The organism is Micromonospora sp. CPCC 206060 (assembly GCF_036906895.1).
Lineage (GTDB): Bacteria > Actinomycetota > Actinomycetes > Mycobacteriales > Micromonosporaceae > Micromonospora.
In genome coordinates this window covers 209,447-224,210 of the sequence record NZ_JBAKHU010000004.1, presented here as the reverse complement: position 1 = coordinate 224,210, position 14,764 = coordinate 209,447, and the positions used below count along the sequence as shown (strand labels likewise).

The 14,764-nt window shown below is 70.1% G+C and carries 12 protein-coding genes; 10 read left to right on the top strand and 2 right to left on the bottom strand.

Annotated elements, in window-relative coordinates:
• Positions 1–84 precede the first annotated feature (84 nt).
• The gene (locus V6U90_RS06425) at positions 85–1,257 is read right to left on the bottom strand and encodes a glycosyltransferase (protein WP_334432010.1); all 1,173 of its coding nucleotides are present in this window, start codon (positions 1,255–1,257) and stop codon (positions 85–87) included.
• A gap of 24 nt (positions 1,258–1,281) precedes the next feature.
• On the opposite strand from V6U90_RS06425, the gene V6U90_RS06420 reads away from it, so the two are divergent.
• The 5 genes from V6U90_RS06420 to V6U90_RS06400 all read left to right on the top strand — a co-directional run bounded on the left by V6U90_RS06420 (position 1,282) and on the right by V6U90_RS06400 (position 6,742).
• Positions 1,282–2,142, top strand: a complete 861-nt coding sequence (locus V6U90_RS06420) for an Fpg/Nei family DNA glycosylase (protein ID WP_334432008.1) — start codon at positions 1,282–1,284, stop codon at positions 2,140–2,142.
• A 270-nt stretch (positions 2,143–2,412) separates the two neighbouring features.
• Positions 2,413–3,984, top strand: coding sequence for a sugar transferase (locus tag V6U90_RS06415; RefSeq protein ID WP_334432079.1), 1,572 nt, complete (start codon positions 2,413–2,415; stop codon positions 3,982–3,984).
• A 73-nt stretch (positions 3,985–4,057) separates the two neighbouring features.
• Positions 4,058–5,263, top strand: coding sequence for a sensor histidine kinase (locus V6U90_RS06410; protein ID WP_334432006.1), 1,206 nt, complete (start codon positions 4,058–4,060; stop codon positions 5,261–5,263).
• The gene (locus V6U90_RS06405; protein ID WP_334432004.1) at positions 5,260–6,015 is read left to right on the top strand and encodes a LytR/AlgR family response regulator transcription factor; all 756 of its coding nucleotides are present in this window, start codon (positions 5,260–5,262) and stop codon (positions 6,013–6,015) included. Before V6U90_RS06410 ends, V6U90_RS06405 begins: the two co-directional genes overlap by 4 nt.
• Before the next feature lie 73 nt (positions 6,016–6,088).
• Entirely contained in the window at positions 6,089–6,742 is a 654-nt protein-coding gene (locus tag V6U90_RS06400; RefSeq protein WP_334432002.1) for a DUF5701 family protein, read from the top strand.
• Positions 6,743–7,018: 276 nt separating this feature from the next.
• On the opposite strand, the gene V6U90_RS06395 is transcribed toward V6U90_RS06400, so the two are convergent.
• Positions 7,019–7,240: a winged helix-turn-helix domain-containing protein gene (locus tag V6U90_RS06395; protein WP_334432000.1), complete on the bottom strand. Its 222-nt coding sequence runs from the start codon at positions 7,238–7,240 to the stop codon at positions 7,019–7,021.
• 423 nt (positions 7,241–7,663) lie between these two features.
• On the opposite strand from V6U90_RS06395, the gene V6U90_RS06390 reads away from it, so the two are divergent.
• From V6U90_RS06390 to V6U90_RS06370, 5 genes are all read left to right on the top strand, one after another.
• Complete coding sequence (locus V6U90_RS06390; protein WP_334432077.1) at positions 7,664–7,912, top strand: DivIVA domain-containing protein; 249 nt, start codon at positions 7,664–7,666, stop codon at positions 7,910–7,912.
• Positions 7,909–8,190, top strand: a complete 282-nt coding sequence (locus tag V6U90_RS06385) for a hypothetical protein (RefSeq protein ID WP_334431998.1) — start codon at positions 7,909–7,911, stop codon at positions 8,188–8,190. Before V6U90_RS06390 ends, V6U90_RS06385 begins: the two co-directional genes overlap by 4 nt.
• A 383-nt stretch (positions 8,191–8,573) precedes the next feature.
• Positions 8,574–10,673 carry a carboxypeptidase regulatory-like domain-containing protein gene (locus V6U90_RS06380; protein ID WP_334431996.1) on the top strand — a complete coding sequence of 700 codons (2,100 nt, stop codon included), beginning with the start codon at positions 8,574–8,576 and terminating at the stop codon, positions 10,671–10,673.
• A gap of 70 nt (positions 10,674–10,743) precedes the next feature.
• Entirely contained in the window at positions 10,744–12,858 is a 2,115-nt protein-coding gene (locus V6U90_RS06375) for a carboxypeptidase-like regulatory domain-containing protein (RefSeq protein ID WP_334431994.1), read from the top strand.
• A 63-nt stretch (positions 12,859–12,921) separates the two neighbouring features.
• A complete protein-coding gene (locus tag V6U90_RS06370; RefSeq protein WP_334431992.1) occupies positions 12,922–14,658 on the top strand; it encodes a carboxypeptidase regulatory-like domain-containing protein in 1,737 nt (578 codons plus the stop codon).
• The last annotated feature ends 106 nt before the right edge of the window (positions 14,659–14,764 follow it).

Genomic DNA, 14,764 nt, shown 5'->3' with positions numbered 1-14,764 from the left:
GATCGGCGCAGCAGCGGGCACCCGTCAGCGGGGCGTTAAGAAGGGGCCCTTCCTCTACCGAAAACGTTAATAGGGGGCCCTTCCTTACGCCGGCCGAAGGCCGGTGTAAATCGCGATAAGCTGGCGGGTGACCACGTCCGGATGGAAGGTGCGCTCGTAGCGGGCCCGGGCGGCACCGGCGAGCGCGGCGGCACCGGACCGGGCGGTGGGTAGCGCGGCGGCCAGTGCGGCCGGCTCGGCGGGTACCACCCAGCCGGCGGGACCGGCCGGATCGTCCACGCCGACCAGGTAGGGGATGCCACCGAGCGCGGTCCCGAGTACCGGCCGGCCACTGGCCAACGCCTCGATGATCACGGTGGGCAGCACGTCGTGCCAGGTGGAGGTGGCCAGAACCACGGAGCTGGCGTCCAGCGCCGCCCGGACCCCGGCCCGGTCCAGCGGCCCGAGGAAGGTGACGTCGGCCCGTTCGGCCGCCGCCGCCTCGACCAGCGGGCGCAGTTCACCGTCCCCGGCGATCCGCAGCGGCCCGAGTGCGCCGTCCGGGTGCCGGCGCCACGCCGTCAGCAGCAGGTCGAGCCCCTTCTCTGGGGAGAGCCGGCCGAGGAAGAGGAAGCCGTCGCCGAGCGGGGCCGGGGTACCCGGGTCGGGGATGCCGTTCGGCTTGACCACGATCCGCTCCGCCGGGATGCCGTAGTCCTGCAGGTGGGCGGCGATCCCCGAGGTGAGCGCGATGTACCGGTCGACCGACTTCCAGGTCCCCCGGTGCACGGCGAGCGTGGTGGCCATCAGCGCGCTCTGCGCCCGGGAGCCCCGGTAGCAGCGGTGCACGATCGCCGGTACGCCGAGCACCTTGCCCCGGCAGTCCTGGCAGATCATGCCGTCGCGGAAGTAGAGGCCGGAGGAGCAGACCTGCCGGTAGTTGTGCACCGTCTGCACCACCGGCACGCCGTGCTTGTGCGCGGTCCGCACCACCCAGGGCGAGAGCAGCGGGTACGGGTTGTGCAGGTGCAGCGCGTCCGGCCGGTGCCGGGTGATCAGCTCGTCCAGGTCGTGCTGGGCGCGGGGGGCGTAGATCGGGGAGAGCGGCAGCAGCGCCTTGGCGGCGCCGGACATCGACGGGATCTCGTCGGAGCTGCGCAGGAACGGCAGCACCTCCACCCCGGCCGCGCCGAGCTGGGCGATCTCCGCGTCGACGATGGTGTTCTCGCCGGACGGCTGGGCCTGGCGGTACCGGTTGTGCGCCACCACGATTCTCACGGGTCAAAAGGCTACCGTTGGGGGATGCCTGAACTGCCGGAGGTGGAGGCGCTCGCCGGTTACCTGCGTGAGCGCACGGTGGGGCGGCGGGTCGACCGGGTCGAGGTGACGGCGATCAACGCCCTGAAGACGTACGATCCGGACCCGTCGTCGGTCGCCGGTCGGGCGGTGGTGGACGCCCGACGGCACGGCAAGTTCCTCGACGTGGTCCTCGACGGTGGGCTGCACCTGGTGGTGCACCTGGCCCGGGCGGGTTGGCTGCACTACCGGGAGGCGTTCCCCTCGGCCGCTCCGCTGCGGCCGGGCAAGGGTCCGGTCGCCCTGCGGGTACGCCTGGACGACGGCTCCGGCTTCGACCTGACCGAGGCCGGTACGCAGAAGAAACTGGCGGTGTATCTGGTCTCCGACCCGGCCCAGGTGCCCGGGGTGGCGAAGCTCGGCCCGGATGCGCTCACCGCGGACCTGGCGACCTTCACCGAACGGTTGCGCAGCCGCCGGGGGCAGGTCAAGGGCGTACTCACCGACCAGCAGGTGCTGGCCGGGGTGGGTAACGCGTACTCGGACGAGATCCTGCACGCGGCCCGGCTCTCCCCGTTCGCGCTGACCGACCGGTTGACCGATGCGCAGCTCGTGGCGCTGCACGAGGCGACCCGTCAGGTGCTCGGGGACGCGGTGACCCGGTCGGTCGGCCAGCGGGCGGCCGAACTCAAGGGGGAGAAACGTGCCGGTCTGAAGGTGCACGCCCGGACCGGCCTGCCCTGTCCGGTCTGCGGAGACACGGTGCGGGAGGTGTCGTTCGCCGACTCCAGCCTCCAGTACTGCCCCGGCTGCCAGACCGGTGGGAAACCATTGGCTGACCGTAGGTTGTCGCGGCTCGTACGCTGAGTTAGCTTGCCCGCCGCCCGCTGGGGGAACCGCCCAGCTCGCCCCAAACTGCCCAGTACGCCGATCTGGCGAACCCGGCATCCATCGGTATAGTGGCCGGGTCCCCGGTTCCCTGAGTTCCGGCGGAACCGAACAGGATCCCCCACCAACAATGATCAGGCGCGATGTGCCTCAGGTCGGCGTCGGTGCCGGGGCCCCGCGTGGGAAACTGAGACGGTGGGCGGCCCGCGCTCTCACCACTGGTGAGCAGCGTGTGCCATGCGGGAGGACATGGGTGAGGTGACGGCAAGCCTCCAGCGCCCGGTAACCAACACAGGCCGGAGCAAACTCGTGCGGCACGTCGACAGCTTCGAAATCCAGCCGCCGACAGTACCGTCGCCCAACGGCGTACCGAGGTCGGCGTGGGCGCGGGCCCGGCGTCGGGTCTCCCGCTGGCACCGTCCCTACACCTTCGCCCTGCTGCTGCTGGACTTCGCTGCGGCGGCGCTGGCGAGCTGGATCGCGATCCAGCTCTTCGACCAGGCCCGCTCGGGTTTCTACAAGGCGAAGGAGGACCCGACGTGGTTCTACACGGTCGCCTTCGTGCTCCTGCCGCTCGGCTGGTTGATCATACTCTGGGGTAACCGCGCCTACGACCGGCGTTATCTGGGCCTGGGACCGGACGAGTTCAAACGGGTGATCCGGGCGGCCGTCGCGGTGGCCGCCTCGGTGTCGTTCATCGCGTTCGCCTTCAAGGCCGAGTTGTCCCGTTACACCGTGGGTACGGCGCTGGTCGGCGCGATGGTGCTGGTCCTGCTGGGCCGATTCCTGGCCCGGTTCATCCTGCACGTGGTACGAAAACGGGCTGGTCAGGCCGCGCACCGGATGGTACTGATCGGCACCCTCCCCGAGTGCCTTGAGGTCTACACCGCGGTCACCCGCAGCCCGGCCGCCGGGTTGATGCCGGTGGCCATCCACATCACCGACGGGTACGCCGCCGCCCGGGGAATCCAGACCCCGGTACCGGTCTACGCCGGTCGGGACATCCTGGCCCTGGTCCGGGAGGTGGGCGGGGACACGATCGCGGTCTGCGGCTCGGCCAGCGCGGAGCCGGGTGAACTGCGCCGGCTCGCCTGGCAGTTGGAGGGCTCCGGCGTCGATCTGGTGGTCGCCCCGCAGCTCACCGACATCGCCGGTCCCCGGGTACACATCCGGCCGATCGAGGGTCTGCCGCTGCTGCACGTCGAGGAGCCGACCCTGTCCGGGCCGGCCCTGCTGATGAAGAACCTGATGGACCGGGTCGCCGCCGGCCTGGGCCTGCTGGCACTCGCCCCGGTCTTCGTGGCGATCGCGCTGGCCATCCGGATCTCCGACCCGGGTCCGGTCTTCTTCCGGCAGCCCCGGGTGGGACACGAGGGCCGCACCTTCCGGGTGTGGAAGTTCCGGACCATGTACGTCGACGCCGAGGACCGGCTGGCCGGCCTGATCGACCAGAACGAGACCGACGGCATGCTGTTCAAGATCAAGCAGGATCCCCGGGTCTTCCCGGTCGGCCGGTTCCTGCGGGCCAGTTCGCTGGACGAGCTGCCCCAGCTGATCAACGTGCTCAAGGGCGAGATGTCGCTGGTCGGGCCCCGTCCGCTCCCCGCCGACGACGGTGACTTCCTCGGCGACGTACGGCGCCGGCTGCTGGTCCGGCCGGGGATGACCGGCCTGTGGCAGGTCTCCGGCCGTTCCGACCTCTCCTGGGACGAGGCGGTCCGGCTGGACCTCTACTACGTCGACAACTGGTCGCTCGCGTACGACCTGAGCATCCTCTGGCGCACGGTCGGCGTGGTACTGGCCCGCAAGGGCGCCTACTAGACCGGACCCGCCGGTCCGGATGCCGGCCCCACAGGGGTTGGCGAACGTCCCGACACGCGACAGGATCTCAGGCGTGGGAGGCAACCTGTCCGCAGCGGTCGCGGTCGTCGCGCTGGTCAGCGCGCTGACCGCCGCACTCTGGGCGGTGCTCCGGCTGCGCGGGCGGCGCGGCATCGCCACCGCAACCCAGCGCGCCACCTACGACGTACTGCACACCGCCGGGCTCGCCGCCGAGCCGCTGCGTACCGGACTGAGCGCGGCGGGCGCCGCGAAGGCGGTACGCCATCTGCGCACCCTGGTCGGCGCGGCCGGGCTGGCGCTGCTGGACCGTACCGAGCTGCTCGCCCTGGACGGGCGGGGTGGTCACCATGCCGAACAGTTCCGGGCTGCGGCCGGGCGGGCGGTGGCCGCGAACCGCTCGACCGTGCTGCGCGAGTCGGAGCTGCACTGCAACCGGGTCGACTGCCCGGTACGCGGAGCCGTGGTGGCCCCGCTCACCGGGCCGGACGGCTGGCCGGTGGGGGCGCTGGTCGCCATCGCCGACGACCAGCCGGCACCGGGTCTGGTGCAGGCGACGTTGGAGACCGCGCACTGGGCGGGTACCCAGCTGGCCCTGGCCGAGCTGGACTCCTCCCGGGAGCGGCTGGCCCGGGCCGAGGTCCGGGCGCTCCGGGCGCAGATCAGCCCGCACTTCATCTACAACGCGCTGACCGCTATCGCCTCGTTCGTCCGGACCGACCCGGAGCGGGCCCGGGAACTCATCCTGGAGTTCGCCGAGTTCACCCGGTACTCGTTCCGCGCGCACGGGGAGTTCACCACGCTCGCCGAGGAGCTGCGGTCGATCGACCGGTACCTGACCATCGAACGGGCCCGGTTCGGCGACCGGCTCCAGGTGCACCTGCTGATCGCGCCGGAGGTGCTGCCGGTCAGTCTGCCCTTCCTCTGCCTGCAACCGCTGGTGGAGAATGCCGTGCGGCACGGCCTGTCCCGCAAGCCGGGGACCGGCACGATCCGGATCGAGGCCCGGGACGCCGGGGCCGAGTGTCACCTCACCGTCGAGGACGACGGGGTCGGCATGGATCCGGCGGTCCTGGTCAGCGAGCCGGCCGATGTCGGGGACGACGCCGGCCAGCACGTCGGTCTATCCAATGTGGATGATCGGTTGCGGTCGGCCTTCGGGGACCAGTTCGGCCTGGTCGTGGAGACCGGCCTCGGAGCGGGTACGAAGGTGAGCATGCGGGTACCGAAGTTCCATCCCGGCGTACGGGCCGGGTCATGACCGCGTTCCTGCGGGTGCTCGCGGTCGACGACGAGCCACCCGCACTGGACGAGCTTGCGTACCACCTGCGGGCCGATCCCCGGGTGGCCCGGCTGCACACCGCCTCGGACGCCACCGAGGCGCTGCGGGTACTCCGGGACGCCGACGTCGACGTGGTCTTCCTGGACATCCGGATGCCCGGACTGGACGGGATGGAGTTGGCCCGGGTGCTGCGCCGGTTCGCCCGGCCTCCGTCGATCATCTTCGTCACCGCGTACGACGACGGGGCGGCGGACGCGTTCGACCTGGGTGCCACCGACTACGTCCGCAAGCCGGTACGCGCCGAACGCCTCGCCGAGTCGCTGCGCCGGGTGATCGAGGCACGGGTGGTGCCGACCCATCCGGCGGCGCTGGCCCGGGCCGAGGCGGACCCGACCATCCCGGTGGAGTTGGCCGGGACGACCCGGATGCTGCCCCGGTCTGCGGTGCGCTGGGTGGAGGCGCAGGGCGACTACGCCCGGTTGCACACCGCTGACGGGTCGCATCTGGTCCGGGTCTCGCTGGCCACCCTCGCCGAGCGCTGGGCCGACGCCGGGTTCGTCCGGATCCACCGGTCGTACCTGGTGCAGATCCGCCTGATCGCGGAGCTGCGTCTGGTCAACTCGGGTTACGTGGTGGTCGTGGACGGCACGGAACTGCCGGTGAGCCGCCGGCACACCCGGGAGCTGAAGGACAAGCTGGTCCGGGCCGCGAAGCAGGACTGGAACCGCTGATTTTTCCCTCCGGGAATAGTGGGGCGACTCCCGTACCTTGTACGGTTGGCCGTACGAGATGCAGGAGGCCCGCGTGACCGATCAGCCGTTCGATGCCGGTGTCGAGTTCGACCGCCAGGTCGGCGACCTGCTGGCGAAGGACTATCCAGCACTGGCCGGACTGAGTCCGGAGGAGTTCAGCGCCCGGCTCACCCCGCTGCGGGCCACGGTCACCCGGCGGGCCGCCACGATGGTGCCGCCCACCGAGGGGCGGGTCCCGTTCGTGCTGGTGGTGACCCGTGAGCTGGTACCGGTCGAGGAGCGCCTGACCCGACTCACCCTGGCCGGCAAGCGCAAACCCGGCTTCCTGGACCGGCACTACGCCGAGGGGGACCTGGCCCGGTTCGACCCGATCAAGGAACTGGAACTGCCGGACGCCTCGGCGTACCTGCTCTTCGACGTCGACCGGGGTGAGGAGACCCTGAACCTCGCCCCCGACGCGGCCATGGAGGTCATCACCGGTCAGGACCGGACCCCGTTGACCATCGACGAGGGGATCTCCTTCGTCACCCACTTCCCCGCCGCACTGGCGAAGAACAAGTGCTTCTCACTGGTGGGTTCGCGGTGCGGGGACCGACGGGTGCCGGCGCTCTGGATCAGCCAGGGCGCGCCGAAGCTGGGCTGGTGCTGGTACGGCAATCCGCACACCTGGCTCGGATCAGCCTCGGCCGCCGACCGATCCGCCTGACCTACCGCGACTCCGCCACGAAGACACCGCACGCACCCCCGGCCCCGACGGCCTCGCCGCGTTGACCTACGTCGCGTTGACCCACGCCGCGTTGATCATGAAGTTGTTGTCACGACACGCCGGCAAAAGTGGCAACAACTTCATGATCAACGCGAGCGGGGGTAGTCGCCGGGAGGCCGATCCCACGCGCAGTCTGATTCACCACCTGACCAGACCGGTCCGGCGGCTGGGCGGGCTGATCCGGCGCCGGCCCCGACCGCGACCGGCCCCGATGACCTACTGCGACTCCGCCACGAAGACACCCTTGCCCTGACGGCCTTCGAGGAGACCCTCGGCCTGAAGGATCAGAAGGGCTGAGCGCACCGGTTCCGCCGAGACGCCGTAATGGTCGATCAACTCGCGCAGTGAAGGCAGCTTGCCACCGGGCGGGTACTCACCCGAGGCGATGCGGTCCCGGATGTCCTGGGCGATGCGTTGTCGTTCTGGTATGCGGGGCATGTGCGGGCACTCCTGGTAGGCCCCGTGATCTTCCCACGGCGGGCCGGGCAACACCAAGACTTCGCCTGCTAAGCATTACTAGTAGTTGTCTTTGCATGGTTTGCATTGTAGGTTACTCTCTGCGAGCACCTGGTTGCGGAAATCCTGGTAGGCAACCGGCCACGGTCAGGTGCACGCTCCCTGGCACGGGTGACCTTCGGACTCACCCGTGCCAGGCCGGAGCAGTAACCCGATCTTGGTGGGAAGTGGACCCTGGAGGGGCCGTTTGCCGCCAAGATCGCGGAACCAACGATCTCGGGAGAGCACGGGGGACCACGAAACCGGGAGGCCGATCCCATGCGCACGCTGATCCACCACCTGACCGGACCGGTCCGCCAGTTGGCCGGGCTGATCCGGCGACAGCCCCGACCACGACCGGACCCGATGACCTACCGCTCGGCGTCCTACCTGCCACTGCGCCCCTGGCAGGTACGCGGTCGACGGTTCCGTACCGTCCGGCGGGGTCTCGACCCGACCGAGGTGGACGCCTTCCTCGAACGGGTCGCCGACGACCTGGCCGAGTTGTACGGCCAACTCGGCCGCAGCCACGACGAGGCGGTCCGGATCAAGCGTGCGCTCCGCGAGTGGCAGTCCCGGCAGGCCCCGACGATGCACGACCTGGCCCGGCGGTGACCAGCGGAAACGACCGGTACGTCATCCACCTGCCGGTCACCGCGCCCGACCTGCCCCGGGCCCGCATCCTCGCCCGCACCGCCGCCCGGGCCCTGGGGTTCCTCACCCAGCTCGACCCCGGCGAGACCACCGTGTCCCGGGAGGACACTCAGGGCGTACACCATCGGGTCTTCTGTGACCGGTTGCTCGACGGCGGCCGACGTTGCGTGCTCCGGGCCGAGCACCTGACCCCCTGCACCGCCCGGCCGCTGCGCCAGCGGCCAACCGCCACAGGTTGAACCTGGGTCGGCACTGTCCGCAGTGCGCAAGCCAGAAAGCAAACAGCGCCCCAGGCATCGATCACCTAACCTCGTATCACCGGCCGGGCGAACGGCTCGCACGGGGTCGGAGAGGCGGGTCCGCCTGCCTGAGCCGCCCCGCCGGTGCCGGGGTGGCCCGCAGCGGCCACCCCAGGTGCCCTCCGTACCCCATCGCTGACCACCCGTTTCGATACCCGGCCTGAGCAGGCGACACTCGACTGTGGACCGGCCGAAAAGGGGACTACACAGCAGACATCGACAACCTATCCTCGTGGAGCCGACCAGGCGAACGGGGCGCACTGGGGTCGGTGCGGCGGGTCCGCCTGCGTGAGTCGCCCCACCACCTCACACCAAGGACTTGCATGGCTTTCACCAAGCTGGGGCGACTGGCCCTGGCGGCTGCCGTGCTCGGAGCGGTCGTACTGCCGGGTGGATCCCCGGCCCACGCCGCCGACACGGGGGTCATCGCCGGACAGCTCACCACCAGCGCCGGTACCGGCGCTGCGAACGCGACCGTTCACGTCTACCGCGAAGACAACGGCATCATCGACACCGTCGGCTGGACGACCACCGACGAGCAGGGCAACTACCAGATCGGCGGGCTTCGGGCCGCGCCGTACGCGGTGGGCTTCGAACCGCAGGGCGGCCCGACGCAGTTCTACCGGCAGAAACTCGAACTCTGGGACGCCGACTGGGTCAACGTGGCCGACGGTGCCACCACCACGGTCAACGACCAACTCCTGCCCACCGGCGCCATCACCGGCCAGATCCGCACGGCCACCGGTGACCCGGCCTCCTACCTCCTCATCAGCGCCTATGAGGTGAACGAGGGCAACTGGGCGTACGGTTCGACCGACGAGGAGGGCCGTTACCGGATCACGGCCACCCCCGGCACCTACCAGGTCTCCTTCCAGCCCATCCCGGACTCGTACCAGAGCCAGTTCATCCCGGGTCAGATCGAGGAGGAGGCAGGCCAACTCTTCCAGGTCACGGCGGGCGGCGAGGTCGTCGCGAACGACACGGTACTGCCGGTCGGCAGCCTCTCCGGCCGGCTCACCAGCCAGGGCGGCGCCGCCGTAGCCGGCGCGGACGTGGGCGTCATGACGGCCGGCTGGGGCAACGGCGGCTACACCACCACCGACACCAACGGGAACTTCTCCTTCCCGGCGCTCTTCGCCGGCAGCTACCGGGTCAGCTTCAGCCAGGGTGACCGGACCCAGTACTACCAGGGCAAGCTGACCTTCGAGGAGGCGACGCCGGTCACCGTGGCCGGTGGGCAGGAGACCCGGATCACGGAGAGCTGGCTGGCCACCGGGGCGGTCCGGGTAACCGCCGTCGACGCGGTCAGCGGTGCCCCCGTCGCGGACTTCTGTGTGGAGAGCTTCTGTAGCAACGGCACCGGCAAGGCCACCGTCACCGGCCTGCCGCAGGGCAACCACACGCTCTGGGTCTACCCGGAGGACAAGCTGCACTTCGGCGAGGACCTGGCGGTCGAGGTCGTCGGCGGCCAGACCGTCGACGTGACCGTCCGGCTGCGGGTCGGCGCGGCGATCACCACCCGGATCACCGACCGGGCCACCGGGAACGGGGTCGCCAACGTCTGCCTCGACACGTTCCTGCCCAAGCAGGTCCGGCAGCCGGACGGCCGGGGCGACTGCAGTGACAGCACCGGCCAGATCACCGTCGGTCCGCTGGAGCCGGGGCAGTACCGGCTCTTCGCGGTGCCCCGCGGGGACAGCGTCTACGGCCGGCAGTGGGTCGGCGCCACCGGCGGTACCGGCGACGAGCGGCAGGCTGCGGCCGTCCCGACCTGGGCCGGCCGGACCAGCACCGCCCCCGTGGTCAAGCTCGACCGCGCGGGTACGGTGACCGGTCTGGTCACCGACGCCGGTACCGGTGCACCCCTGCCCGAGGTCGGGGTGGACATCGAGTCGCCGGGCACGGACCACGGTGCCTCCGTGGTCACCGGGGCGGACGGCCGCTACCGGCTGACCGGGGTCGGCCCGTACCAGTGGCCGCTGGTCTTCATGCACAAGGGCTACACCCAGTACTCGGGCGGTACGGCTGACCGGTACGCGGCGACCAAGGTCGCGGTGCCGGCCGGTGGCACCGCCACGTACAACCTGGCCCTCCAGCCCGGGGTGAAGATCTCCGGCAGCTTCACCAACCAGGACGGTGCCCGGGTCGAGTACGGCCGCATCGTGGCCCACAACGTCACCACCGGTGATGTCGTCGGCCTCGGCTACGTCGACTACGGGCAGATCAACCTGACCGCCCTCGGCGGACAGTCGGTGTACTTCACCTACGACGTCAGCTTCGGCAACGACGAGTACATCGACGGCCAGTACCCGCTGCCGCCGAGCACGCGAAGCCGTCCGGGTGGGCCGACCCTGGCCACTCCGGGCATCGCGGTACCGACCACGGGTCCGTTCACGGTCAACATCGTGATCCGGACCAACTGACCCGGCCCTTTTCGGCAGGGCCGGTGGTGATCCCGCCGGCCCTGCCGTTCCATTTCGAGCAAAGGACAGCATGACGATCCCGATCCTGCGTCGGGTGGCCATGGCCGCTGCGCTGCTCACCACCGCAGCCGTACTGCCTGGCCTGCCCGCGTACGCCGCCGGAACCGGCACCATCGCCGGTACGGTGACCACCAGCAGCGGCACCGCCGCCCCCGATGTCTCAGTCCAGGTTTATCTGGAGGACAACGACGGAAACATCGGCTGGGCCGGTTGGTCCACCACCGATGCGCAGGGCAGGTACACCGTCGGCTCCCTGTCGCCCGGCTCGTACCTGGTTGCCTTCGATCCGCAGGACGGACCGGAGCAGTTCTACCAACAGAAGTCCGAGCTCTGGGACGCCGATCGGCTCACGGTCAGCGACGGCGCCACCACAACGGCCAACGACCAACTCATGGCCACCGGCGTCATCACCGGCCAGATCCGCAACGCGGCCGGTGACCCGGTTACTGACCTGCTGGTCAGCGCCAGAGAGGTGGAGCAGAGCCACCAGGCGTGGGGAGTGACGGACGCTGAGGGCCGCTACCGGATCGCCGCTTTCCCCGGCACGTACACCGTCTCCTTCGAACCGATCGCCGACTCGTACCAGACCCAGTACGTCCCGGGTCAACTCGACGAGTGGTCGGCCCACCACTTCACGGTCGCCGCTGGCGGGGAGATCGTCGCCAACGACAGTGTGCTGCCGATCGGCAGTCTTTCCGGCCGCTTCACCACCGAGACCGGCGCTGCGGCCAGCGGGGTGGGCACCACGGTATCCACCCTCAACTGGGGTGTGGGGGCACACGCAACTACCGATGTAAACGGCGAGTTCAGCGTGCCCGCCATTCTCGCCGGAAGCTACCGGGTCACCTTCGAGCAGGGCGAACGCCGGCAGTACTACCAGGGGAAGCTGGAGTTCCACGAGGCGACCACGGTCAACGTGGTTGGGGGTCAGCAGACCCGGATCACCGACAGTTGGTTGCCCACCGGCTCGGTGCGGGTCACCGCCGTCGACGCGGTCAGCGGGTCGGTCATCCCGTCCTTCTGCGTCGAGGACGTGTGCAGCAACGGCACCGGGCATGCCACCGTCACCGGCCTGCCGCAGGGCACCCACTACCTGCACGTCTCCGCCGACGATCAGATTCATTTCAACACGGGTTACGAGGGAGTCCCGGCCGAGGTCAAGGGCGGCACGACCGTCGACCTGACCGTCAGGCTCCGGCCAGGCGCGGCGATCACCACGACCGTCACCGACCGGATCACCGGTGCCGGCGTCGCCGATGTCTGCCTCAACGCGTTCCTGCCCAAGCAGGTCCGGCTGGCGGATGGATACGGTTACTGCAGTGACAGCACGGGCCGGATCACCATCGGCCCGTTGGAACCGGGGATGTACCGCCTCTTCGCAGATCCGCAGTCGGACATCTACGGCCGACAGTGGGTCGGCGCCACCGGTGGGACCGGCGACGAGCGGCAGGCCGCACTGGTCGCCACCCAGGCCGGTCGGATCGCCACCGGACCCTCCGTCAAGCTGGACAAGGCCGGCACGATTGTCGGTCAGGTGACCGACGCGACGACCGGCCAGCCGATTTTGAACGCCAGCATCGGCTTGTTCACCGCGCACCCCGGTTCTGGCAGAAGGGACCAGTTGACTGATGCTCAGGGCAACTACCAAATGTCTCGGCTCGGTCCGTACGAGTGGCCGCTGATTTTCGGTCGGCAGGGCTACGCCCCCCACTGGTCCGGCGGAACCGGCAGTCGCTACGCGGCGACGACGGTCAAGGTGACCGCAGGTGGCACCGCCATCCACAACACGGCTCTCACCAAGGGCACTCAGGTGACCGGGACGGTGACTAGTCAGTCCGGCACGAATGCCGACGGTAACTTCGTGATCGCCCACAACGCGGACACCGGGGACGTCACCGGCGGCGACTGGATCGACAACGGGGTGTTCAACATGTCGGTGGTCCCCGGTCAGTCGGCGTACTTCACCTACAACGCGAGGTTCGGGGAGGGGCAGTACTACCAGGGCCAGTACCCGCTGCCGCCGACCACCCGGGGCCGTCCGGGCGGGCCGGCGCTGGCCACTCCGGGGATCGCCGTACCTGCGGTCGGTTCTCTGACCGTGGACATCGTGGTCAACACCAACTGATCGTCCCTGCGGTGGGGTCGGACACCATCCGACCCCACCGTTCACACCATCGCTGAGGACAGCATGACCATCCCGATCCTGCGCCGGGCGGCACTGGTCGCCGCCCTGGTCGCCGCCGCCGTCGTACCCGGTGTGCCCGCGTACGCCGCCGGAACCGGCGCCATCGCCGGCACGGTGACCACCAGCAGCGGCGCAGCCGCGCCCGACGTGGCCGTACAGATCTACCACTACGACAACGGCGACACCGAGGCCGTCGGCTGGACCCAGCAGCGGCAGTTCGTCCCCGGCAAACTGACCTACGAGGCCGTCGGTGTGTTCGACCTCCAGGCCGGCGGCCAGCTCACCGCTGACGACACGGTGCTGCCGACCGGCACCCTGGCCGGGCGGCTCACCACGGCCACCGGCACCGCGTCGGTGGGTGCGGCCGTGACCGCCACCCCGGTCGACGGGCACGACTTCGTGACGGTGCTGACCAACGCGAACGGCGAGTTCAGCCTGCCGCTCTTCGCCACCGGCTACGTGGTCTCCTTCTACCAGGACCGGCTGACCCAGTACTACCCGGGCAAAACAAACCACGCCGACGCCACCGAGGTCCGGGTCCTGGCCGGGCAGACCACCCGGATCACCGACAGCTGGCTGGGTACCGGCTCGGTACGGATCACCGGTGTCGACGCGGTCAGCGGCGCCCCGGTCGCGGACTTCTGCGCCGAGGGTGTGTGCAGCAACAGCACCGGGAAGGTCACGGTCATCGGGCAGCTCACCGGCAGTCAGCGGCTGAACGCCAACCCGGCGGACGTGCTGCACTTCGACACCGACGTGGACGTCCAGGTCCGGGCGGACCAGACGGTCGACGTGACGGCCCGGTTCGCGCCGGGGGCTGCGATCAGCACCCGGATCGTCGACCGGGCCACCGGCAATCCGGTGGCCGGCGTCTGCCTCGATGCCTTCCTACCGAAGCAGGTACGGATCCACGCCGCTGCCGCATACTGCAGCAATGCCGAGGGCCGGGTCACGGCCGGACCGCTGGTCCCTGGCCTGTACCGGCTGTTCGCCACCCCGACATCAGCCACCCACGGTAAGCAGTGGGTCGGTGCCGCCGGCGGTACCGGCGACGAACGGCAGGCTGCGACGGTGGCCGCGGTCGCCGGTCGGATCTCCACGGCTCCGCAGGTCGTGCTCGACCCGGCCGGCTCGATCGTCGGCCGGGTCACCGATGCCGCAACCGGCCAGCCGCTCGCGGGCGTCCGACCCGGCCTGGTCGGCCCGCAGTTCGGCCAGGGCGACCGTGATCCGGTGACCGATCCCCAGGGCAACTACCGGTTGGATCGCCTCGGCCCGTACGAGTGGCCGGTGGTGTTCAGCCGGGAGGATATGGCGACAACCTGGTCGGGTGGCACGGGAGACCGGTACGCCGCGACGAAGGTGAAGGTGCCCCCGGGGGCCAGCACCAGCTACCTCTTTGCGCTGACACGTGGCACGGAGGTCAAGGGCACCCTGAAGAACGCCGCAGGCGTCTCCGCCGCCGGCGGTTATCTGGCGGCGCACAACGCGGTCACCGGTGACATCGTCGGTGTCTCCGTCTTCAGCGATGGGGGCTACTACAGCATGCGACTGGTCGCCGGCCAGTCGGTGTACTTCACCTACAACACGGACTTCGACGGCCGGGCCAGCCGAGGACAGTACCCAGAACCGGCCACCGTACGCTCCACCCGGCCGGGCGGGCCGACCCTGGCCACCGCCGGTTTCCCGGTGCCGTCGAGCGGGCCGCTGACGATCGACATCACCGTCCGGACGGGCTGACCGGGCACGTCTCCCGGAGCGGGGTCGGTGGCACTGTCCACCGGCCCCGCTTCTGTCATCCACCGACATCACCTCGCTATCCACAGGATCCACCAGTTATCCACAG

What these genes read in the sequence shown, in the direction of transcription:
- V6U90_RS06405 (WP_334432004.1), top strand. Translation starts at nt 5,260, where the DNA reads ATGACCGCGTTCCTGCGGGTGCTCGCGGTCGACGACGAGCCACCCGCA.
- V6U90_RS06395 (WP_334432000.1), bottom strand. Translation starts at nt 7,240, where the DNA reads ATGCCCCGCATACCAGAACGACAACGCATCGCCCAGGACATCCGGGAC.
- V6U90_RS06375 (WP_334431994.1), top strand. Translation starts at nt 10,744, where the DNA reads ATGACGATCCCGATCCTGCGTCGGGTGGCCATGGCCGCTGCGCTGCTC.
- V6U90_RS06380 (WP_334431996.1), top strand. Translation starts at nt 8,574, where the DNA reads ATGGCTTTCACCAAGCTGGGGCGACTGGCCCTGGCGGCTGCCGTGCTC.
- V6U90_RS06370 (WP_334431992.1), top strand. Translation starts at nt 12,922, where the DNA reads ATGACCATCCCGATCCTGCGCCGGGCGGCACTGGTCGCCGCCCTGGTC.
- V6U90_RS06390 (WP_334432077.1), top strand. Translation starts at nt 7,664, where the DNA reads ATGACCTACCGCTCGGCGTCCTACCTGCCACTGCGCCCCTGGCAGGTA.
- V6U90_RS06420 (WP_334432008.1), top strand. Translation starts at nt 1,282, where the DNA reads ATGCCTGAACTGCCGGAGGTGGAGGCGCTCGCCGGTTACCTGCGTGAG.
- V6U90_RS06415 (WP_334432079.1), top strand. Translation starts at nt 2,413, where the DNA reads ATGGGTGAGGTGACGGCAAGCCTCCAGCGCCCGGTAACCAACACAGGC.